Genomic DNA, 21,414 nt, shown 5'->3' on the forward strand with positions numbered 1-21,414 from the left:
TGAATTTTAGGTATTACTCTGGCTGTTCAGTTAGGTTTTGTTTTTGCTGAACCTTGTAAACTTTGCCTGCGTTAAAGCGTTCTAGGTAATCTGCTAGGTCACGCTTCACTTCTGGAACAAGAATGTATAGACCAACAATGTTCACAAGAGCCATTGCAAAGATCATTGCGTCTGAGAAGTCGATAACAGGGCCCAAGTTCATTGCTGCACCAATCACAACAAAGATACAGAATTTCACTTTAAAGATAAGCTCGGCTGTTTTGCTCTCACCGAATAGGTAAGTCCATGCTTTCAGACCGTAGTATGACCAAGAGATCATAGTAGAGAAAGCGAAAAGAACAACAGCGATTGCAAGGATGTATGGGAACCAGCTAATTGCGCTACCAAATGCCGCAGACGTCAGCTCTACACCAGCAAGGCCAGTATCTGTGTCTAGGTAACCAGTAATGATAATAACAAGGGCTGTCATCGTACAGATAACAACAGTATCAATGAATGGTTCTAGTAGAGACACGAAACCTTCAGACATTGGCTCTTTGGTTTTTACTGCTGAGTGAGCAATTGCTGCCGAACCAACACCAGCTTCGTTCGAGAACGCTGCACGTTTGAAACCCTGGATAAGCACACCAATCACACCACCTGCAATACCTTCACCTGTGAACGCACCGTTAAAGATAGCGCTGAATGCGTCATCAATGCGGTCGAAGTTCATTAGGATAATGATAAGAGCTGCACCGACATAAATCGTCGCCATGAACGGAACCACTTTCTCCGTTACCTTGGCGATTGATTTGATACCACCAATGATAACGATACCCACGATCACCGCTAGGATAAGACCAAATAACCAGCCTTTGTCAGCGAAGAATGACGCATCGCCACCTGTAACGCCTACTACCTGCTTGAACGCTTGGTTCGCTTGGAACATGTTACCGCCACCAAGAGAACCACCGATCGCGAATACAGAGAACAGAACAGCTAGGGTACGGCCAAACGCAGCGTTACCTCGTTTAGCTAGACCTTTGCTTAGGTAGTACATAGGACCACCTGATACAGAGCCGTCTGGGTTGGTGTTACGATATTTCACACCCAGTGCACACTCTACAAACTTACTCGACATACCAAGTAGGCCCGCAAGAATCATCCAGAATGTCGCACCAGCACCGCCGATAGATACAGCAACGGCCACACCAGCGATGTTACCCAAACCAACCGTACCTGAAAGTGCTGTGGTTAGAGCTTGGAAGTGAGAAACCTCACCGTCTTCTTTTGCTTTAGGATCAGAGAACTTCCCTGATACAAGTTGAATCGCGTGCTTAAAGCCGCGAACGTTAATGAAGCCTAAGTAGAAAGTAAAAAAGCTAGCTGCAACAACTAACCAAAGAACAATCCACGGCACCTGTACGTCAGTAAAAGGGAACGGAATAGTCGAAAAGATCATTCCTACAAAAGGGTTAACGATAGGTGCAACGACTTCGTTGATTTTGTCATCCAAACTGGATGCTGCAGCGCTACCTGCAAATAGACTTGCCAATACGGCTAGCGAAATACGCTTTGTCATGCTTTTCCTGCCTGTAAATAGGTGTTTATATGAATAATATTTATATGATGTTGTGTTTTGTTACATTTGTGTAACGTTTGCTATTATTCATTTTATAAATACCTAAGCAACATCTTTGTCGGAAAATATGATCCAGCAAACAATTCTGATTTTTACTAACTTTATGCAGCTAATTTGAACTTATTCACTGGTTTTTGACTGGTGTGCGGAGTAATTGGTAATTGATACCCTAGTAGATTGGTCGGATATTTGGTGTTGTTGGTAAATATATAAAACTGTGTGATTACTTAATGACCAGTAAAACATGACGCATAATATGGCAATTCTAGATAAAAGTAATGATTATGCGATAATGGTGAATTATAATTCACATGGCGAATGGGTTGGTCTGTTCATGTGGGCGTGAATTTATAGTTATCTAATGAAGGAAAGCATTTCGTATGCCATTCGTCACTTAGCTGTCATATTGGAAAGGTAACTTACGCCAGCAGAAATTCTAATCGATGGCATATATACGATTAGACAGGTTGTGTACTGGAAAGAATTTAGAAGAAAATGGCAAAGAGAACGCACGAATTAGATGAAGTGATCATCAGTGAGCTGCAAAGTCATGGCTATATAAAAAGTGAAGCAGAAGCTTACTTAAAGCGGAATGTTTACAACTTAAATAAAATTGAAGTGGATACGATAAAAAATTACGCAGAACACTTCGGGTTGAGCGCGAAAGAAAAGCTGATTGAAGACATACTCGAACTGCGACGAGAGAAGATACTTTTGAAACTCACTGTGCAAACTTCTTGCGTGTAGTGTTTCAACGATATCTATGGTTATCTTGAGAGTGGATGTGGCGATTTGAATATAGGTGAATAGTACGAAAGTTTATAATTTTACTGATACATATATTTAACAATAATGTCCAAAACGCTATAGTATGGATTGAACAAACTATAGGAGTTAAAGGATGAAACTCACGATATCAGGGAAGTTACAGCTGAGTTTTCTGTCGCTTGCAGTACTTTTTATCGTTTCCGCGTTCTTTATTTATCGCAGCTTAATTACCGTTGAAACCCATACCGCATCGCTATTAAACCGCGATCTGCCGACTGTTGATGCAGGGCGCTCTATTCAACAATCCATCCACGCTACCGTATCGTCACTTAGAGCCTACATGTTGTTGGGAGGTGATGAAGCGACAGGTGAAGTTGAAAAAGCTAAACTCGATCAGTCGCTTCTGAAAGTGGATGAGTCACTGCCTAAGTTAGAGCCACTACTAACTGAAGAAAACTATCAACAAATCCTTTCGCAGTGGACCTTAGTCGCTCAGTCGCTAAACGACATTGCTGAATTAAGCCATACGGACGAAAACCTTCCAGCTCATTCGCTATTTATTAACGAAGCAGCACCGATAGCTGAAGTGGCACTTGATCAGCTTCAAGGTCTAATCAATGATGAAGCGGGCAACAAAGAAGGGGGTGAGCGTAAGCGCTTGTTTAGGCTCTATGCCGACAGTTATACCTCTTTGGCAAATGCTTTATCTTCAATGCGTGATTTCCTCCTTTATGGAAAACAAGAACATTTAGATAAGTACCAAGATTTTCTCAAGTCTCATGCTAAATCGGTCAAAGAGATAGATTCGAAAGTGTCTTTGCTATCGAGCAGCGATCAAGGGCTCTGGGATCTATTCAAAGAGATGCAACAGCTCTATTTCCCTTTAGCTGATCAGGTGGTTGAATTGCGCCGTTCAAGTGATTGGAACATCGCTAACCAAAAAATGGCCAATGAGCTAGTACCTGCGGTTACTGCATTAGATTCGAACTTAGACTCAATCATTAATCAGCAACAGTCGTTAGCGGATCAAAGTGGCCAGGGCATCTTTAGCTCCGTAACTAGTGTGATTTCATTATTAGTAGCTTCGATAGCCATTGTGGTAATTGTCGCTGCAACGACTGCGCACTTTATGGGTAAGAGCATTGGTCGCCGAGTTAAGACGATTTCAAAACGCGCTCAAGCCATTGCCAATGGTGATGTTTCACAGTCCGCTCTTCCGATTGAAGGAAGTGATGAGTTGGCAAGCTTAACTCGTTCAATTAACAAGATGAACGATGAACTGGCTGCAATTGTTAAGGGTGTGAGCAACAAGGCATCAACCGTTAGTGACAGTATGAATACCTTACTTGATGCCAATGCTAAAACAGTCCATCAGGTCGATAGCCAGAAATCGACCATGGAACTTGTGGGGCACCAAGTGACGGATGTCAGTCATTCTGCTAGTGATACCGCAGCACAGGCTGAGCAATCGGCGAGCAAGTTATCTGAATCTAGAGCACAGATTGAGCTAGGTTCTCAAGCACTTGACCTTAACAAAACGACAGTGGGTTTGCTTCATGCTACGATTGAGAAAGCCAGTGAACAGGTCGATGCATTAAGTAAAGAAAGTGAAGCGATTGGACGTGTAACAGAAGTCATCGAAGGGCTTGCAGAGCAAACCAATTTACTCGCTCTCAATGCCGCGATTGAAGCTGCGCGCGCAGGCGAATACGGAAGAGGTTTTGCTGTGGTTGCAGATGAAGTGCGTCTACTTGCTACTCGAACAACCGAATCTACGACTGAAATCAACAATATAGTCAATGCAATTCAATCATCGACGGCTGCGGTGGTTGGCGAAATCGATAAGAGCAAATCTTTAGCTGAGGAGGGCGCCAACCATACAGAGCAAGCTTATGGCACGTTAAGTTCAACGACACAGCAGATTGAAGAACTGAACCAACAGATGCAGGATCTCTTGAGCTCTGCACAGCAACAGTCTCAAGCTACCGACGAAATTCAACTGTTAATGACGAAAGTGATTGAATCAGTAGAAGGGGTTGCTGATATATCGCAATCCTCGTCAGAAATCTCGAACCAAGTTCGAGGGCAAGTTGATGAGCTGAATGGGGAAATGAGCCGTTTTCAGATCTCTTAACAAGCGTTGACGACTTATCGAGTGATGTCTCATTCTTAAACCAGATCGGCATCATCTAATCGAAGTATCATCTATACCTAATATATCAATAATATAAAGCTCAATAATTCACTTATTGAGCTTAGTTTTTTTAGGGACAAAAGTGCTTCGAATCATATTCAGCCTATTCGTAATGCTGGCTTGTTTTCCACTGTATGCTGAGCAAAGTGACAAGTTGGTAATCGCCAACTCTAAGGCATGGAAACCTTTCTCATTTATCAACCATAAGGGCGATCCTGACGGTATTCTCGTTGACTACTGGCAAGAGTATGGGCGCAAAAATAACGTAGAAATCGAATTTGTTCTCCTTGATTGGCAGGCATCTCTCGACGCGGTTCGAGATGGGCGGGCAGACATTCACGCCGGTTTATTATGGTCTGAGCAACGCGATAGCTATCTGGACTACTCGCCTGAAATTCTCTCCATTGATACGCAAATGTACATTAGTCAGCAGCTGATAGGGACTAACCTTGATGTCTTTCTGCTCGGTGAACATCAACACTTGGTTGGCGTTGTCGCTGGTGGTTATGAAGAAGAGTTTACAAGACGCCATTTCCCTAATCTTAATTTGAAGAGCTTTTCCAATAATCAACTGATGATAGAGGCGGCATTTAGCGGGGAGCTTGACGCGTTTGTCGCTGATCTGCAAGTTGCTAATTTTTATCTGTTTAGTAGTGACGAGCCTCAGCGATTTGTTGGTGTGAGGCATCTCTATTCTGGGAACTTGCGGGCTGCTGTGCGAGAAGGGAACGTTGAACTTCAACAGGAAATAACACGCGGTATCAATGAATTTGATAATGATGAAAAGCAACAGATCTTTAATCGCTGGATGTATGTCAATACTGTCTACCCCGACTATCTTGTTCCTGTTGCAGCACTCATTATTGGTATCGTTACGTTTAGCTATATAGTCGCACTTAAAATTACAGTAAAAGTCAGAACCAATGCACTAGAGCAGGTTAACTTAGAACTCAAAAAACTCTCTGAAACGGACCAACTCACAGAGCTCAGTAATCGGCGCCACTTTGTTAACGAATTTCAACAAAGGCTGAAGGAGGGAGGCTCGATAACGGTTATGATTTTTGATATCGACGATTTTAAACAAATCAACGATAACTACGGCCATCAGACCGGAGACATAGTAATAAAAAGTGTCGCACATGCAGCGAATGACACCTTATCTGATCTCCATTTGATGGGAAGAATCGGCGGAGAGGAATTCGCTGTTTTGCTTTGTGGTGAGACGTACGAAGCGTCCGTCGTCGTAGCTGAAAAAATATGTGCCGCTGTGCGTCAGGTGAAACTGCTGGAAGATGAAAAACGAAAGGTAACGGTTAGCTTAGGTTGCGCTTACTACCCTAACATAGATTCAAGTACATCTCTTTCTGATGCAGATCACCTGATGTATCAGTCCAAGACAAATGGCAAAGATCGAGTGACCGCTAAAGTGTTTAGTTAGATTGATTGAGCGTAAATACGCCAACTACACCCCAAAGTGATGCTAACTTCACCACTTAACCTTATTAATGAAAGAAAACACTTTTCTTTTCAGTTATCTGTGGCATATTGAAACTGTCTTCACGATGATGCGTGCATCGTATAATGGCTATTACCTCAGCCTTCCAAGCTGATGATGCGGGTTCGATTCCCGCTGCACGCTCCAAGCCTAGTTAGGCTCATTCAATACAAAGCGTACTTCGTATAATGGCTATTACCTCAGCCTTCCAAGCTGATGATGCGGGTTCGATTCCCGCAGTACGCTCCAAACTTCTTAGGTCTACCTTATCAACGCTGGGTCAAACACTGTCGAGCGGTTTCTTCCCGATTGTTTCGAGAAATAAAGTGATTTATCTGCGTGTTCTAACCAAGTCAAATGACTAGTTTGGTAAGGGGAGAGTTCGCATACACCAAGACTGATCGTGTATTTCACCGAATTTTGTTCGTAATTGACACTTGCTTGTTCGATGCGTTTACGTAAACGCTCAGTAAAGTAGAGCGCTTGAGTGGCACATGTGCCTGGAAGAAGTACGGTAAACTCTTCACCGCCGTATCTGCCGCAAATGTCTGAACCACGCGAGGCTTTCTTGAGTTCGTTTGCTGTGTGGCGAATGACTTCATCACCTACAGTGTGCCCAAAGGTGTCATTGACCCGTTTAAAGTGGTCGATATCAAAGATAACCAGAGATGAGGTCGCCCCTGTTACTTGGCAATGTTCAAACTCTCTCAATAAGCAACTTTCCCAATGAGCTCGGTTGAATAGCTTAGTCAGGCCATCGGTTCTGCTAAGGTCGGACAGTTTCTGATTGGAATCGAGGAGGTGAATTTTGTTCTTCGCGATATCACTGACGTCATTGATGATGATACTAACGTGTGACACCTCTCCATTGACGGACGTTAGGGGGGAGAAGGTAATGTTTTGGCGCATCTCTTTGAGGCCATTGGATATTGGACTGAAGTTCTTGAACTTGAAAAGAAATGGGCGATCTTCCCAGCAAGAGAAGCCGCGACTATTCAACGTGAACGCAGCACTGACTTTGCTTCGAAGCCAAAGTTCGGGTAAATCTCCGACTGCTTCAAACAGGTTTCTACCTAGAATTTTGTCGGCACTGATTCCGCTATAAGACTGCATAAAGGTATTCCAGACACAGACTTTATATTCTCTATCAATGACAATCAGTCCTGCATCTAAATCGCCAAGGATTTGCATTGCCCAATGTAAGTCGCCTATATCCGTGGAGTTCATAATACACTCTCCAAAATGTCTTCTATCGCGTTCAAAGATTCGTAATCCATCAAGAAGATGATGTCGCAGGCGATATCGAGATTCTCGGCCTTATAAACGAACTCTATAGTGAAAATATCCTGCTCATAGTCTTTAAGAAATTGGTCGCAAGCTAGCGAAACCTGTAACAACTCTTTTTCTAAGACAATTGGTTGACGAAGTGAAACTGCAATATCGAGCTGTTTACTGAAAGAGTTGAGAAATGATGAAACCAACAAGTTGGATAGATCGAGAATCACTTCATTGACAGAGCTACTAAGCGCATCATCATCTGAGCGTGCAAGTAATTCAAATCCAGAGCCATGTAGACAGACAAGCGCTTCTCCATTAATACCATTGCCGACAAAACGTTGGGAAACTGCACGAGACTCTGAGTTGTTGACAATATCTTGAACCGTCATCGTTAACTCGGATTGATGCAATGAAGCGACATTAGGTAGAGGCATTTCAATAAAGCGACCCATCTGCCGAGAAATTAATGAAGCACTTGCCCCAAGCGCGACGTTACTCATTTCACGGATTGCCGCCATTAAATCGATGGACTTTCGACTTTGCTGGTTTGGTCTAACATCGGTGTTACGTAATGGCAGTCGATAGTATTCAAACAGTGATACTAAATCGGAGGTGACAAAAGGCTTCTCGATAAAGTGTTGGGCCCCCAAATCCTTACAACGAGATTTGGCTTCTAATTGAATATCCCCAGAAACTACCACGACCTGAGTTGGGTATTGGCTCACAGGCATTGAAGCCAGTACTTCAAAACCATCCATCACCGGCATCGTAAGGTCTAGGAAAAGCAGATCAATGTCGTGCACCAACATGACTTCGAGCGCTTCTTTGCCATGTTCTGCTTGGTGAATCGTGATATTGGTTGAGGGAGCAATTCTGCCGATTATTGATTTTCGGGCAATAACCGAGTCGTCACATACTAATATGTTCATTGTTGTAATTCGATAGCCTGTAATAAAGCGTCACTTAGATTGCAAAAGCGAAACTACATCAATAGTGTGACTTTAGTTCAATTATGTTGGTGATAGTTAACATATTTATGTTGATGATTTCACGTGCTTTTTAGAAAGCAGACCGAAAAATTGGAAGTTCGACACAGAATTATTGAAATGAGACGGGAGGAGTCGCGAGTGAAACTTTTGATGTGGGTTGTTTGTTTAGGTGCTGACAAATATTCCATGCAGTGTGCGTCACTTTGGCTAGATCCACTCCAGTGTCGATGCCTAATCCTTGGCAAAGGTAAAGCACATCTTCGGTGGCAACATTTCCTGCTGCCCCTTGCGCATAGGGGCATCCTCCCAACCCAGCGACACTTGAATCGATGGTTGATACACCCATAAGTAAAGCTTGGTATAAGTTGGCGAGTGCCTGACCATAGGTGTCATGAAAATGAGCGGCAATGTGAGAAGGGGAGCTCTTCTCGAACACGGCATCCAGAACATTGGCAACTTTGAACGGGGTTCCGGTGCCCACCGTATCGCCAAGGGAGATTTCATAGCAGCCCATATCCAACATTATCTTAGCAATGTCCGCAACTTGCTTAGGGTCGGTTGCGCCGTCATAAGGGCAATCGATGATACAAGATAGGTAACCTCGCACGGGCAGATTATGCTTTGATGCCAACTCAATCACGTCTTTAAATCGCCCTAAACTCTGCGAAATTGAGCAGTTGATGTTACGTTGGCAAAAACCTTCTGAAGCCGCTGTGAATACCGCTACTTGATCCACACCACAATCTAATGCCGATTCCAAACCACGAATATTGGGTGTTAAAGCCGAATAAACAATTGGTGGCTGGCGATTGATTGAAGTGAAAACCTGATGGGAGTTCGCCATTTGCGGTATTTTCGATTCAGACACAAAAGCGCCTGACTCAATATGAGTGAGGCCGGTTCTAGAGAGCTGATCAATCAATGCGACTTTAACTTCAAGCGGGAGTGTGGCTTCATTTTGCAACCCATCTCTGGGGCCGACCTCGACGATCTTAACGGATTTGGGAAGCGTAATATGTTGGCTCATTTGTTTACTCCGAATTCCATTTTGGATCGCGTTTTTCGAGAAAGGCTGACAATCCCTCTTGGCCTTGAGGCGAGACGCGAATGTTCGCAATCAACTCACTGGTGTAGCTTTTCATTGACTCATCAATTGGAGCTACGTGGCAATGATGGCAGAGTTTTTTGGCTTCAATCAAAGCTTGTGGGCTGTGATTAAGTATTGGTGTTAGCCATTCGATGGCTTGCTCTTTTAATTCATCGGAAACAGACAGTTGATGAACAATATTCAGTGATAAAGCAGTAGGAGCATCGATTTTTTCAGCGGAAAGCATATAGCGGCGAGCATTCCTAGTTCCAATAGTGCGAATGACATATGGCGCTATTGTTGCCGGGATAAGTCCCAGTTTCACCTCACTTAAACAAAATACGGCACTTTGATGGGCAATAACCATATCGCAGCAACAGACAAGGCCAAGCGCCCCGCCGAATACACCACCTTGAACGGCAGCGACGGTTGGGTGAGGGAAACGATCTAACTTATCGAGTAAAGTGGCAAGTTGGAAAGCATCAAGTTGGTTCTCTTGCTGACTTTTGGTTGCCATAGAGCGCATCCATTCAACATCGGCGCCAGCCGAAAAGTGTTTGCCATTGCCTGAAAGGATCAGAGCTCGGACACGAATATTTGATGATAAGGCATCTAGGTGAGAGATTAACTGCGATATAACCTCTGCGTTGAAAGCATTGGCGCTGCTTGGTCGATTAAGTGCCAAGTGAGCGATCCCATTTTCGTCCAGTTGCATGAGAACATCACTTTTCTTGGCTTTGCGGTTATTTCGCGTCATTTCATCACATCCTAAATATTCCAAATTGGCTTTCTTCAATAGGTGCGTTGTGAGCGATGCGAATAGCATGAGCCAAGATACTGCGGGTTTCTTTAGGATCAATTATGCCGTCATCCCATAGCCTGGCACTGGCATAGTAGGGATGCCCTTGGGTTTCATACAGTTCGAGGATTTCGTCACGAAACGCTTGTTCTTCCTCTGCTTTCCATTCCTTGCCTTGTCTTTGTATCACCTGGCTTTTTACTTGGGTGAGCACTCCGGCTGCTTGCTCACCACCCATTACAGAGATACGAGCATTAGGCCACATCCACATCATTGTGGGTTCGTAAGCTCGGCCGCACATACCGTAATTACCAGCGCCATAGGAGCCACCAATGATGATGGTGAATTTGGGCACATCTGCACATGCGACTGCCATTACAAGCTTGGCACCATTTTTAGCGATGCCCCCTTCTTCCACTCTTTTACCGACCATAAATCCAGTGATGTTTTGTAAAAACAGTAATGGTATCTTTCGCTTGGCACATAGTTCGATAAAGTGAGCGCCTTTTTGTGCGGACTCGGAAAACAAAATGCCATTATTAGCAACAATGCCAATAAGTTGGCCTTCAATTCTGGCAAATCCACACACCAAAGTGGTGCCAAACAGAGCTTTGAACTCATCAAACTCCGAGCCATCCACGATTCGGGCGATGATCTCTCTAACATCAAAAGACAATCGCAAGTTGTCGTTCACAACGCCGTAGATCTCTTGTGCGGAATAGTGTGGAGGCTCGAAGTCGTTGACTGCTTGGCTCGATTCAAAACCTAGAGTAGCGTTTGATACGGCTTCGCGCGCTAACAACATAGCGTGGTGCTCGTTTTCGGCATAGTAGTCTGCAACCCCCGATTTTCGGCAGTGGACATCAGCTCCCCCTAACTCTTCTTCAGTGACCACTTCACCTGTGGCGGCTTTCACAAGTGGTGGGCCAGCTAAAAAGATAGTGCCTTGTTGTTTCACCATGATTGCAACATCGGACATCGCGGGAATATAGGCGCCACCTGCTGTACAAAGACCCAAGACAACAGCAATCTGCGGGATGCCTTCTGCTGACATGCGGGCTTGATTGAAGAAAATTCGTCCAAAATGCTCTTTATCAGCGAAGACTTCCGCTTGATGGGGTAAGTTTGCGCCGCCAGAGTCGACCAGATAGATACAAGGTAACTTACAGCGTTTGGCTATTTCTTGTGCCCTGAGGTGTTTTTTGACGGTCAGGGGGTAGTAGGTACCTCCTTTGACTGAGGGATCATTGGCGATCACCATGCATTGGTGACCATTGATTTGCCCTATACCAGCCACAACCCCTGCGCAAGGTACGTTGTCTTCATAGACTTGCCATGCTGCAAACTGGCCGACTTCAAGAAATGGACTGTGCTCATCCAGTAACATTGCGATACGTTCTCGAACCGGGAACTTCCCTTTTCGACGTTGGTGCTCGAGTGCTTTTTCTCCGCCACCTAGCTTGATAGTGTCGATATCAGAGTGCAGTTTTCTTACGAGCTCATCCATTGCTGCAAAGTTGTCCGCATAAAGCTGCGCATCTGTTTTAATTTTGGTTTTTATCGCTGGCATGAGGACCTCATTAACGCGTTTCTTCGAATAGTTCACGGCCAATCAGCATGCGGCGAATTTCAGACGTTCCAGCCCCAATTTCATACAGTTTGGCATCTCTAAGCAGGCGTCCCGCTGGGAATTCATTGATATAGCCATTTCCCCCGAGAAGCTGAATTGCATCGAGGGCGATTTGGGTGGCGAGCTCAGCGCAATAGAGGATCGCACCTGCGGCATCTTTTCGGCTTGAATGACCTCTATCGCAGGCTCCAGCAACAGCATACAAATAAGCGCGAGCTGCATTGGTTCGCGTATACATGTCTGCGACTTTGGCTTGGACGAGTTGGAACTCACCTATGGATTGACCGAACTGTTTTCGGTCGTGGATATAAGGTATGACAAGATCTAAACAGGCTTGCATGATACCAAGTGGCCCAGCGGCGAGCACAACCCTTTCGTAGTCCAGCCCACTCATTAACACTTTCACGCCATGATTGACTTCGCCCAGCACGTTTTTAACGGGAACTTCGCAGTTTTCAAACACCAGTTCGCAGGTGTTTGAGCCACGCATTCCCAATTTATCGAGCTTTTGCGCATGGCTGAACCCCTGAAAGCTTTTCTCCACAATGAACGCGGTGATGCCATGCGAGCCTTTGTCAGGTTCGGTCTTGGCGTAAACAACCAAAACATCTGCATCAGGCCCGTTGGTAATCCACATCTTTGTACCGTTAAGCACGTAGTGGTCACCGTTTAGCTCAGCCTTAAGCTGCATGCTCACGACGTCTGAGCCTGCATTGGGTTCACTCATTGCTAGCGCGCCGATATGAGTACCGTCGATGAGTTTAGGCAGGTATTGAGTGCGTTGAGCCTCGTTACCGTTGCGAAATATCTGATTGACGCACAAGTTTGAGTGGGCGCCATAACTCAATGCAACAGAAGCTGAGGCGCGACTGATCTCTTCCATTGCAACGACGTGAGCTAGGTAGCCCATATCCGCACCGCCATATTGCTCACTGACGGTAACGCCCAACAAACCCATACTGCCTAGCTCGGGCCACAGCTGATTAGGAAAACTATTGGAGCGATCAATTTCAGCCGCGAGAGGGGCGATGTGTTGCTGGGCGAACCCACACACATGTTCACGTAAAAGGTTGATGGATTCATCTAACCCAAAATTAAGAGGGGTGTATTGTGATAGCATAACGCCTCCAAGCGATCGGTTTTTAGCTCATCATTTCCAAAACTACTGTTTTAAAAACCACTGTTTCAAAAAGCTCGAAGACGTATAAGCTAATCTAGCTGGCTTTACTCGTTGCTAATGCCTGTTCACATCGCTCGCGAGCAAGGTTGAGATCGCTTAGCATATTGTTAATGTCATCGAGTTGGCGCATGAGCACCGCTTCTTTTTCATCAATGATTTTCAGCATTTCAGTTAACTGAGTATCACCTTGATGAGTATCATAGAGCTCAAACAGTTCACGTATTTCTGCCAGAGAGAATCCCAGTCGCTTACCCCGTAGAATTAATTTGAGTCGGGTTCTATCTCTTCGGTTGTAGATACGCATACTGCCTTTGCGTTCAGGTTGAATTAGCCCCTCATCTTCGTAAAAACGGATGCTACGTGTCGTTATGTCGAATTCTTTTGCGAGATCGCTAATCTTATATTTTTCCACTGAAACTCTATTCCTATTTATCTAAATTCTTGGGTCGTTCATTGACTCTGAATTGGCTGAATCAAATAGTTTGCAAATTAGTTTGTTTTGTTTCTTTACGTTTACGTAAATGTTAGTGCTATGCTTACGTAAACGTCAAGAAATTAAGTTAGGTCGATTTGCCTTAGCCACGACAGTAAGAACCAAAGCGACCATAGATACAAACACTCACCACTAAGTAACAGAGCTACGTCAAAGAGGGCGGCGCAATGGAACAAAAAGAGATTTGGATAGTGTCAGCGAAACGCACCCCCATGGGAAAGTTTCAAGGTTTGTTGGCTGACTACTCTTCACCACAGTTGGGCGCACTAGCGATTCAAGGTGCACTTGACCAAGCAAAAATATCACCAGACTTGGTCGACGAAGTTTATATGGGATGTGTATTGCCTGCAGGGTGTGGGCAAGCTCCTGCTAGACAAGCAGCTTTGGGTGGAGGCTTAGAACAGAGCACCCCATGTACAACGGTAAATAAGGTGTGTGGTTCAGGAATGAAGTCAGTCATGTTGGTACACGATCTTATCAAAGCAGGCTCGATTCAAAGCGCGATTGCAGGCGGCATGGAGAGCATGACTAATGCCCCTTACCTGATGAAAGAGTCACGAAGTGGTATGCGCATGGGGCATAAAACTACCTATGACCATATGTTCTTAGATGGCTTGCAAGACGCCTATGAGGGGGAACTTATGGGCGTTTACGGTCAACAAATTGCAGATAAATTGGAGTTCACACGTGAACAAATGGATGAATGGGCTACGCAATCAGTCCATCGAGCCATCGCGGCGGATAAGCAGAAAATGTTTCGTGATGAGCTGGTTCCTGTCACGTTAAAAAATGGTGAGACGCTCAACTATGACGAGCAGCCACGTGCGATTGATCCCGATAAAATCCCCAAGCTAAACCCCGCTTTTACTAAAAAGGGGTCAATAACGGCAGCTAACTCCAGCGCTATTTCTGACGGTGCGGCTGCGCTTATCTTAATGGAGGCAGAGCAGGCTAAGCACCTTGAAATGAAACCTCTCGCGATCATCAAAGCGCATTCTAGCCACGCGCGAAAGCCTGCAGAGTTTACTGTTGCTCCCGTTTACGCGATTGAACAATTACTTTCAACGTTAGATTGGGAAGTTGGAGACGTTGACCTGTGGGAAATCAATGAAGCTTTTGCCGTTGTGGCTCAAATAGCGGCTAAAGAGCTTCAACTTGATAGTAGCAAAGTGAACATTAAGGGCGGCGCGTGCGCTTTAGGGCATCCGATTGGTGCAAGTGGTGCGAGAATTTTAACGACTTTGATTTATAGCCTCAGACAACTTCAGGCATATGGTGTCGATGGAGATGCGACGCAACGTAAGTCGATGAAAGGTATTGCAGCTATTTGTATTGGTGGTGGAGAAGCGACCGCAATCGCCATCGAAATTCCAGTTTAAGAGCAAAGTTATAGGAAAGGAAAACACAATGACACAGTTAGTCTCTTTATACATTGGTGGGGAATTCTGCCAATCTGAAACCAGTGAATGGATCGATGTTACTAATCCAGCAACCAATCAAATCATCGCTGAGCTTCCATGTGCTACTGAGGATGAGATGGAGCGGGCAATTCGCAACGCGGAGGATGTCTTTCGTCACTGGAAAAATGTCGCTGTGTCCGAACGGGCGCGTGTCATGCTTAAGTACCAGCAGCTACTTAAAGAGCATCATGATGAACTTGCTTTGGTTCTTTCGAACGAAACTGGAAAAACCACGGTTGACGCAAAAGGGGATGTTTGGCGCGGGATTGAAGTTGTTGAACAAGCGGGAAACATTGCCAGTAACATGATGGGAGAAACGGTTGAGAACGTTGCAACCGACATCGATTCTTACTCGCTAATTCAACCTTTGGGTGTGTGCTGTGGTATCACCCCCTTTAATTTCCCTGCGATGATTCCATTGTGGATGTTTCCGCTCGCCATTGCTGCGGGGAATACCTTTGTTCTTAAACCCTCCGAGCAAGTCCCTTTGACAGCAATGATGCTGGCAGAGCTTTTTGAAAAAGCAGGTGCACCAAAAGGTGTGTTGCAGATTGTTCACGGTGGTAAAGAGCAGGTGGATTACCTCCTTAATCACTCTGTGATAAAAGCGGTCTCATTTGTTGGTTCAGTACCGGTAGCTCGATACATCTACCATACGGGCACAGCTAACAATAAACGTGTTCAAGCGTTTGCGGGGGCTAAAAACCATATGGTTGTGATGCCAGATGCAAACAAAGCACAAGTCATCAATAACTTAGTAGGTTCCTCGGTGGGGGCAGCGGGGCAGCGCTGCATGGCAATTTCTGTTGCGGTTTTTGTCGGCAGTTCTAAAGAGTGGATCGGTGAGTTGGCAACTGAAATGGCGAAGGTTAAGCCCGGTGCGTGGAATGATGAACAAGCAGGGTATGGCCCACTTATCAGTCAGCAAGCGAAGCAACGAGTTGTGAGCCTAATTGAAGAAGGAAAGGCGCAAGGGGCTAAGTGTGAACTCGACGGGACGAATTGTACAGTTGAAGGTTTCCCTGATGGAAACTGGCTTGCTCCAACCTTGTTTAGCGGTGTGACCACTGATATGTCCATCTATCAACAAGAGATATTTGGCCCTGTATTGGTGTGTTTGGAGGTCGAGACGCTAGAAGATGCCATAGAGCTGATAAACAACAACCCTTACGGCAATGGGACATCTATATTTACCGCCAATGGTGCAGCTGCGAGAAAATACCAGCATGAGATTCTCGTTGGACAAGTTGGGATTAATGTCCCCATTCCTGTGCCGTTGCCTTTCTTCTCATTTACCGGTTGGCGAGGCAGTTTCTATGGCGATCTTCACGCTTATGGTAAGCAGGCGGTGCGCTTCTACACGGAAACCAAAACAGTCACAGCGCGTTGGTTTGATGATGATATTCCATCTGGGCCAAATATGACGATTCAGCTTCGATAAAGGGGGGAGATATGAACTTCGAACTCAATGAAGATCAAAGAGCGTTCGCCGATACCGCAATGCAGTTTGCAAGAGAAAAGTTAGCCCCAAACGCGGCAGATTGGGACGAACAGCAAATCTTCCCTAAAGCAGTACTGAGAGAAGCCGGAGAGCTTGGCTTTCTTAGCCTTTACACACCTGAAGAGCAAGGCGGCTTAGGCTTAAGCCGACTAGATGCTTCGATCATTTTTGAGCAGCTTGCGATGGGATGTACATCGACCACGGCATTTATGACCATCCACAACATGGTGACTTGGATGGTAGGAAGCTTTGCTCGTGACAAAGTAAAACAAGAAATATGTCCCAAGCTGATCACAGGCGAGTGGTTAGGCTCCTATTGCTTAACGGAGCCGAATGCAGGGTCAGACGCGGCTTCCCTGACCACGACCGCAAAACTTACCGAGCAGGGCTATGTCATAAACGGCGCAAAAGTATTCATATCTGGCGCAGGTGAAACTGACGTGCTGGTGGTTATGGCGAGAACAGGCGGTGAGGGTGCGAAAGGTGTTTCTGCATTTGTAGTTCCAGCTAATAGCGATGGTGTTAGCTATGGGCGTAAAGAACCAAAAATGGGGTGGAACTCTCAACCAACACGCAGCATTACGTTTGAGAACGTTGTTATCCCGCAAGGCAACTTATTGGGTGAAGAAGGGCAAGGTTTTGTCTTCGCGATGAAAGGGCTTGATGGTGGGCGAATAAATATCGCAACGTGCTCGGTTGGCACCGCCCAACACGCTCTCAATCAGGCAATTCAATACGTCACTGAGCGAAAGCAATTCGGTCAATCTATCGGCAGCTTTCAGGCCCTTCAATTTAAGTTGGCAGACATGGCAACCGAGTTAGTAGCCGCTAGGCAGTTGGTGAGATTAGCAGCAAGCAAACTGGATAAAGGCGATCCGGAAGCAACAGCCTATTGTGCAATGGCGAAACGTTTTGCCACTGATGTGGGTTTTAAGGTTTGCGATCAGGCACTTCAGCTCTATGGGGGCTATGGTTATATCAAAGAATACCCATTAGAGCGCCATTTCAGAGATGTGAGAGTACATCAAATTTTGGAAGGTACTAACGAGATCATGCGCGTTATTGTCGCGAGACGTCTTCTTAGTGAAGGTTCGGAATTACTCTAAGGAAAGAGACTATGGCACAGCAATCAGTGAACCCCATCGAACACAAGATACATAACCATGTCGCTGTACTGACGATGAATAACCCTCCTGCCAACACTTGGACAAAACAGAGTTTGAATCAGCTTAAACAGTTGGTGCTCGAGCTCAATAACAACATGGATGTCTACGCTCTAGTGATTACCGGCCATGGGGCGAAGTTTTTCTCCGCCGGAGCCGATCTGAATCTTTTTGCTTCTGGAGACTCCAGTATTGCTGCGGATATGGCGAGAGCCTTTGGTGAAGCCTTTGAGACTTTGAGTGCTTTTCGAGGTGTTTCAATTGCTGCAATCAATGGTTATGCGATGGGAGGAGGGCTCGAAGTCGCGCTCGCCTGCGATATTCGCATTGCAGAGAAGCAAGCTAAGCTCGCCTTACCAGAAGCGAAAGTCGGGTTATTGCCTTGTGCAGGCGGGACACAAAACCTAACAGCGTTAGTCGGAGAAGGATGGGCGAAGCGAATCATATTGTGCGGGGAACAAGTCAGTGCAGAAAAAGCGCTTGATATTCGTCTAGTTGAAGAGGTCGTTGAGCAAGGGCAAGCACTTGAAGCGGGGATCCAATTGGCGGAGATGGTGGCGAATCAGTCCCCTCCTGCTGTGGCTGCTTGTAAAACATTGATTCAGACAACTCGTTCAAATCCCATGTCTCACGGTTTGGTAAAAGAGCGAGAACTATTTATTCACCTATTTGATACAAAAGATCAGACAGAGGGCGTAAATGCCTTCCTAGAAAAACGTCGCCCAGAATGGAAAAACAAATAGGTTCAGGAGGAAGCTATATGAGTGATTTAGTCCATTTTGCGGAGCTGCCCTGTAGTGACAGTGAGCATAAAATCGCCGTTGCCACCTTAGATAACGCCCCCTCTTTAAATGCGCTATCAGTAGATATGTTGGCAAGTTTAAAGCACCAGTTAGACAAGTGGCATGAAGATGACTCGATTATATGTGTTTTACTTGAGGGAGCTGGAGAAAAGGCATTTTGCGCTGGAGGGGATGTTCGTACCATGTATAGCGTCATGAATGGTGCCAAAGACGAACAAATACAAGATTTTTGTTCACACTTTTTCACTGTTGAGTATCAATGCGATTATCTGATTCACACTTACTGTAAACCGATTATTGCCTGGGGTGAGGGAATAGTGATGGGAGGAGGAATGGGGCTTTATATGGGGTCGAGCCATAAAGTGGTCACTCCGAGTTCCCGCCTTTCCATGCCCGAAATAAGTATTGGTCTTTACCCCGATGTGGGCGCAACCTGGTTTCTCAACCGCTTGGATAATGGTATCGGGTTGTTTCTTGGGTTAACAGGAATGATGGTAACTGCAACGGATGCAGTCTCACTTCACTTAGCCGACCATATGGCGCTGCCTGATCATAAATCTACATTGCTACAGCAGCTACAAATCGCAGATTGGGATTGTGTCGATGACGCCTATGAAGTCGTGACAGAGATGCTTGAGTCCTTTGAAGCTGAAGTGAACGGGCACAAGCCCCAAGCGCAGATTTTACCTTATCTCAATCACATTCAGTCAGCTTGCCACGCTGACAGTGCTATTCAAGTTGTCGACAACATCAAAGCACTCTCGTTTGGAGAAAAGTGGTTGGATGTCGCTAAAGATAACCTCGCATCAGGTAGCCCTATTACTGCACATATTTGTTATCGCCAGATGACTCAATACCAGCAGCTATCCCTTGCAGATTGTTTTCGTCTTGAACTTAATCTTTCTGTCCGTAGCGCTCTACTCGGCGAGTTTCGAGAAGGTGTACGTGCGCGATTAATAGATAAAGATGGCAAACCCAACTGGCGCTATAAAAATGTGGCTGAAGTCGAAGATAAAGTCATCGACGGCTTGTTTAGTTCCCTTTGGTCAGACGATAACCACCCATTGTCTCAGCTAGGACACTACTAGGTTGATAAAAGCAAAAACTGGAGAAACGTCATGGAAACAATCGCATTTATAGGGCTAGGTAATATGGGCGCGCCTATGGCAACCAATTTGGTCAACGCAGGTTTTAACGTTCAAGTGTATGACTTAGTAGAAAGCTTGACTCGACCGCTTGCAGAGATAGGCGCGAGAGTGTGCGACTCACTTGAGAGTGTAGTGGATCAAGCTGATGTGGTTATCAGCATGCTGCCAGCGGGTGAACATGTTAAGTCTGTCTACCTTGGCGGGCAAGGCAAAGAGGGTCTACTAAGCCTGATAAAGCCAGGAAAGCTAGTCATTGATTCATCGACGATTGACCCAGAGTCGGCGCGCTTAGTCGGGCTAGCAGCTGATGAAAAAGGGGTGTTCTTTACTGATGCGCCTGTATCAGGCGGGGTAGCGGGAGCAAAAGCGGGCACACTGACCTTTATTGTTGGCGGTAGTGACGAGGCATTCCACAAAGCCGAGAAAGTGCTCCAGCATATGGGGAAAAACACCTTCCATGCTGGTGAAACGGGTAGCGGGCAAATGGGTAAAATTTGTAATAACTTGATGCTCGGTATTCTTATGTCTGGTACTTGTGAGGCGCTCAATTTAGGTATTGATAATGGGCTAGACCCTAAAGTGCTATCAAACATTATGCTACAAAGCTCGGGTCGAAACTGGGCACTAGAACTTTACAACCCATGTCCAGGAGTAATGGAAAATGCTCCTGCATCAAATCAGTACCAGCCGGGTTTTATGAGTAAGCTGATGCTGAAAGATCTTGGCCTAGGATTAGAAGCCGCTTCAAAAAGTCAGTCTTCTGTGCCTATGGGCTCATTGGCACGAAACCTATACGCATTCCACAATATGAATGGTAACGCAGAGCTCGATTTCTCTAGCTTGTTTGAGTTTTATCAGTCGAACAAAGATAAGTAGAAGGAGCCTACTATGGAGCTAAAAGAAAGTGTTATTGCCATTACAGGGGCAGGACAAGGTTTAGGGCAAATGATGGCCGTGACGTTAGCGCATGCAGGCGCTGAAATGGCACTGATTGACGTCAATGAGCAAGCATTGAGATACACACAAGAACAATGTCATATGCTGGGCGTAAAGGCGTTAACGTATCGAGCTGATGTGACCAATGAAGCTGAAGTTGAACAAGTTTTTAGTGACATTGTCACAGACTTTGGTCATTTAGATGGTTTAGTTAACAATGCAGGCATTTTACGAGATGGTCTATTGGTGAAAGTCAAAGATGGTGAAATCTCAAAAATGTCGCTCGAACAGTTCAATTCAGTGATCAACGTAAACCTCAATGGTACGTTTCTTTGTGGGCGTGAAGCTGCGTTGAATATGATTAAAACTGAACGCAAGGGGGTGATTATCAATATCTCCAGTGTCGCTCGTGCCGGAAACATTGGCCAAACTAACTATGCCGCTTCAAAAGCAGCGGTGGCGACATTAGCGACAACATGGGCGAAAGAGCTTGCGAGATTTGGCATTCGGGCAGCGGCGATTGCTCCAGGTGTGATTGAGACGCCTATGGCGGCACAGATGAAACCTGAAGCTATCGCAAGGCTGGAGTCTATGATTCCTGTCGGGCGTATGGGGGAGACGGCAGAGATAGCAAATACGGTTAAATTTATATTCGAAAACGACTATATCAATGGCCGCATTATTGAGGTTGACGGGGGTATCAGAATGTAGTGCTTGCTCAGCACTGCCAGTTTTTATAGTTCGGAAAACGGTAATTCTTTTCTCGATCTCATCGAAAAGTTTAGTTTTTCTGCTTACACTTATAGAACTGTGTGCATAATTTATTACAAACACCTAGTCTTGTTGTTATACGTACACTGTATAAGATT

Annotated in this window: 18 protein-coding genes and 2 tRNA genes; 12 read left to right on the forward strand and 8 right to left on the reverse strand. The window is 45.4% G+C overall.

Annotation, left to right across the window (positions count from 1 at the left end; all coding sequences use genetic code 11):
- Window positions 1-13: 13 nt before the first annotated feature.
- Window positions 14-1,561 carry an alanine/glycine:cation symporter family protein gene (locus AC6R16_RS17725; protein ID WP_425666927.1) on the reverse strand — a complete coding sequence of 516 codons (1,548 nt, stop codon included), beginning with the start codon at window positions 1,559-1,561 and terminating at the stop codon, window positions 14-16.
- A gap of 555 nt (window positions 1,562-2,116) precedes the next feature.
- Here AC6R16_RS17725 and AC6R16_RS17730 point away from each other — a divergent pair.
- The 5 genes from AC6R16_RS17730 (at window position 2,117) to AC6R16_RS17750 (ending at window position 6,327) form a co-directional block, all read left to right on the forward strand.
- Window positions 2,117-2,368, forward strand: coding sequence for a hypothetical protein (locus AC6R16_RS17730; RefSeq protein WP_500640263.1), 252 nt, complete (start codon window positions 2,117-2,119; stop codon window positions 2,366-2,368).
- 154 nt (window positions 2,369-2,522) lie between these two features.
- On the forward strand, window positions 2,523-4,523 hold the full coding sequence (locus tag AC6R16_RS17735; protein WP_500640262.1) for a HAMP domain-containing methyl-accepting chemotaxis protein: 2,001 nt from the start codon (window positions 2,523-2,525) through the stop codon (window positions 4,521-4,523).
- A 142-nt stretch (window positions 4,524-4,665) separates the two neighbouring features.
- Complete coding sequence (locus AC6R16_RS17740) at window positions 4,666-6,021, forward strand: transporter substrate-binding domain-containing diguanylate cyclase (protein WP_500675259.1); 1,356 nt, start codon at window positions 4,666-4,668, stop codon at window positions 6,019-6,021.
- Between the two features lie 129 nt (window positions 6,022-6,150).
- Window positions 6,151-6,225 (forward strand) — tRNA-Gly (locus AC6R16_RS17745).
- Window positions 6,226-6,252: 27 nt separating this feature from the next.
- Window positions 6,253-6,327 (forward strand) — tRNA-Gly (locus AC6R16_RS17750).
- 12 nt (window positions 6,328-6,339) lie between these two features.
- On the opposite strand, the gene AC6R16_RS17755 is transcribed toward AC6R16_RS17750, so the two are convergent.
- The 7 genes from AC6R16_RS17755 to AC6R16_RS17785 all read right to left on the reverse strand — a co-directional run bounded on the left by AC6R16_RS17755 (window position 6,340) and on the right by AC6R16_RS17785 (window position 13,453).
- Complete coding sequence (locus AC6R16_RS17755) at window positions 6,340-7,305, reverse strand: GGDEF domain-containing protein (protein ID WP_500675260.1); 966 nt, start codon at window positions 7,303-7,305, stop codon at window positions 6,340-6,342.
- Window positions 7,302-8,285, reverse strand: coding sequence for a response regulator (locus AC6R16_RS17760; RefSeq protein ID WP_500675261.1), 984 nt, complete (start codon window positions 8,283-8,285; stop codon window positions 7,302-7,304). Before AC6R16_RS17760 ends, AC6R16_RS17755 begins: the two co-directional genes overlap by 4 nt.
- A 169-nt stretch (window positions 8,286-8,454) precedes the next feature.
- Window positions 8,455-9,372, reverse strand: coding sequence for a hydroxymethylglutaryl-CoA lyase (locus tag AC6R16_RS17765; RefSeq protein ID WP_500675262.1), 918 nt, complete (start codon window positions 9,370-9,372; stop codon window positions 8,455-8,457).
- Window positions 9,373-9,376: 4 nt separating this feature from the next.
- Entirely contained in the window at window positions 9,377-10,189 is an 813-nt protein-coding gene (locus AC6R16_RS17770) for an enoyl-CoA hydratase-related protein (RefSeq protein ID WP_500675263.1), read from the reverse strand.
- Window positions 10,190-10,193: 4 nt separating this feature from the next.
- Window positions 10,194-11,801 carry a carboxyl transferase domain-containing protein gene (locus AC6R16_RS17775; RefSeq protein ID WP_500675264.1) on the reverse strand — a complete coding sequence of 536 codons (1,608 nt, stop codon included), beginning with the start codon at window positions 11,799-11,801 and terminating at the stop codon, window positions 10,194-10,196.
- Between the two features lie 10 nt (window positions 11,802-11,811).
- Window positions 11,812-12,981, reverse strand: coding sequence for an isovaleryl-CoA dehydrogenase (locus AC6R16_RS17780; RefSeq protein WP_500675265.1), 1,170 nt, complete (start codon window positions 12,979-12,981; stop codon window positions 11,812-11,814).
- Window positions 12,982-13,075: 94 nt separating this feature from the next.
- Window positions 13,076-13,453 (reverse strand): MerR family transcriptional regulator, encoded by a 378-nt coding sequence (locus AC6R16_RS17785; protein WP_500675266.1) that lies wholly within the window; start codon window positions 13,451-13,453, stop codon window positions 13,076-13,078.
- Between the two features lie 248 nt (window positions 13,454-13,701).
- On the opposite strand from AC6R16_RS17785, the gene AC6R16_RS17790 reads away from it, so the two are divergent.
- From AC6R16_RS17790 to AC6R16_RS17820, 7 genes are read left to right on the forward strand one after another with little or no spacing between them, the layout of a single operon-like run.
- Complete coding sequence (locus tag AC6R16_RS17790; protein ID WP_500675267.1) at window positions 13,702-14,913, forward strand: thiolase family protein; 1,212 nt, start codon at window positions 13,702-13,704, stop codon at window positions 14,911-14,913.
- 28 nt (window positions 14,914-14,941) lie between these two features.
- Window positions 14,942-16,435 (forward strand): CoA-acylating methylmalonate-semialdehyde dehydrogenase, encoded by a 1,494-nt coding sequence (locus AC6R16_RS17795; RefSeq protein ID WP_500675268.1) that lies wholly within the window; start codon window positions 14,942-14,944, stop codon window positions 16,433-16,435.
- A gap of 11 nt (window positions 16,436-16,446) precedes the next feature.
- Window positions 16,447-17,601: an acyl-CoA dehydrogenase family protein gene (locus AC6R16_RS17800; protein ID WP_500675269.1), complete on the forward strand. Its 1,155-nt coding sequence runs from the start codon at window positions 16,447-16,449 to the stop codon at window positions 17,599-17,601.
- 11 nt (window positions 17,602-17,612) lie between these two features.
- The gene (locus AC6R16_RS17805) at window positions 17,613-18,401 is read left to right on the forward strand and encodes an enoyl-CoA hydratase (RefSeq protein ID WP_500675270.1); all 789 of its coding nucleotides are present in this window, start codon (window positions 17,613-17,615) and stop codon (window positions 18,399-18,401) included.
- A gap of 17 nt (window positions 18,402-18,418) precedes the next feature.
- Window positions 18,419-19,549 (forward strand): enoyl-CoA hydratase/isomerase family protein, encoded by a 1,131-nt coding sequence (locus AC6R16_RS17810; protein WP_500640249.1) that lies wholly within the window; start codon window positions 18,419-18,421, stop codon window positions 19,547-19,549.
- 30 nt (window positions 19,550-19,579) lie between these two features.
- Window positions 19,580-20,485, forward strand: coding sequence for a 3-hydroxyisobutyrate dehydrogenase (mmsB, locus tag AC6R16_RS17815; RefSeq protein ID WP_500675271.1), 906 nt, complete (start codon window positions 19,580-19,582; stop codon window positions 20,483-20,485).
- Between the two features lie 12 nt (window positions 20,486-20,497).
- Window positions 20,498-21,256: an SDR family oxidoreductase gene (locus AC6R16_RS17820; protein ID WP_500640247.1), complete on the forward strand. Its 759-nt coding sequence runs from the start codon at window positions 20,498-20,500 to the stop codon at window positions 21,254-21,256.
- The last annotated feature ends 158 nt before the right edge of the window (window positions 21,257-21,414 follow it).

Source organism: Vibrio sp. R10-SG3-ISO10 (assembly GCF_059834185.1).

What these genes read in the sequence shown, in the direction of transcription:
- AC6R16_RS17725 (WP_425666927.1), bottom strand. Translation starts at nt 1,561, where the DNA reads ATGACAAAGCGTATTTCGCTAGCCGTATTGGCAAGTCTATTTGCAGGT.
- AC6R16_RS17730 (WP_500640263.1), top strand. Translation starts at nt 2,117, where the DNA reads ATGGCAAAGAGAACGCACGAATTAGATGAAGTGATCATCAGTGAGCTG.
- AC6R16_RS17735 (WP_500640262.1), top strand. Translation starts at nt 2,523, where the DNA reads ATGAAACTCACGATATCAGGGAAGTTACAGCTGAGTTTTCTGTCGCTT.
- AC6R16_RS17755 (WP_500675260.1), bottom strand. Translation starts at nt 7,305, where the DNA reads ATGAACTCCACGGATATAGGCGACTTACATTGGGCAATGCAAATCCTT.
- AC6R16_RS17760 (WP_500675261.1), bottom strand. Translation starts at nt 8,285, where the DNA reads ATGAACATATTAGTATGTGACGACTCGGTTATTGCCCGAAAATCAATA.
- AC6R16_RS17765 (WP_500675262.1), bottom strand. Translation starts at nt 9,372, where the DNA reads ATGAGCCAACATATTACGCTTCCCAAATCCGTTAAGATCGTCGAGGTC.
- AC6R16_RS17770 (WP_500675263.1), bottom strand. Translation starts at nt 10,189, where the DNA reads ATGACGCGAAATAACCGCAAAGCCAAGAAAAGTGATGTTCTCATGCAA.
- AC6R16_RS17775 (WP_500675264.1), bottom strand. Translation starts at nt 11,801, where the DNA reads ATGCCAGCGATAAAAACCAAAATTAAAACAGATGCGCAGCTTTATGCG.
- AC6R16_RS17780 (WP_500675265.1), bottom strand. Translation starts at nt 12,981, where the DNA reads ATGCTATCACAATACACCCCTCTTAATTTTGGGTTAGATGAATCCATC.
- AC6R16_RS17790 (WP_500675267.1), top strand. Translation starts at nt 13,702, where the DNA reads ATGGAACAAAAAGAGATTTGGATAGTGTCAGCGAAACGCACCCCCATG.
- AC6R16_RS17795 (WP_500675268.1), top strand. Translation starts at nt 14,942, where the DNA reads ATGACACAGTTAGTCTCTTTATACATTGGTGGGGAATTCTGCCAATCT.
- AC6R16_RS17800 (WP_500675269.1), top strand. Translation starts at nt 16,447, where the DNA reads ATGAACTTCGAACTCAATGAAGATCAAAGAGCGTTCGCCGATACCGCA.
- AC6R16_RS17805 (WP_500675270.1), top strand. Translation starts at nt 17,613, where the DNA reads ATGGCACAGCAATCAGTGAACCCCATCGAACACAAGATACATAACCAT.
- AC6R16_RS17810 (WP_500640249.1), top strand. Translation starts at nt 18,419, where the DNA reads ATGAGTGATTTAGTCCATTTTGCGGAGCTGCCCTGTAGTGACAGTGAG.
- mmsB (WP_500675271.1), top strand. Translation starts at nt 19,580, where the DNA reads ATGGAAACAATCGCATTTATAGGGCTAGGTAATATGGGCGCGCCTATG.
- AC6R16_RS17820 (WP_500640247.1), top strand. Translation starts at nt 20,498, where the DNA reads ATGGAGCTAAAAGAAAGTGTTATTGCCATTACAGGGGCAGGACAAGGT.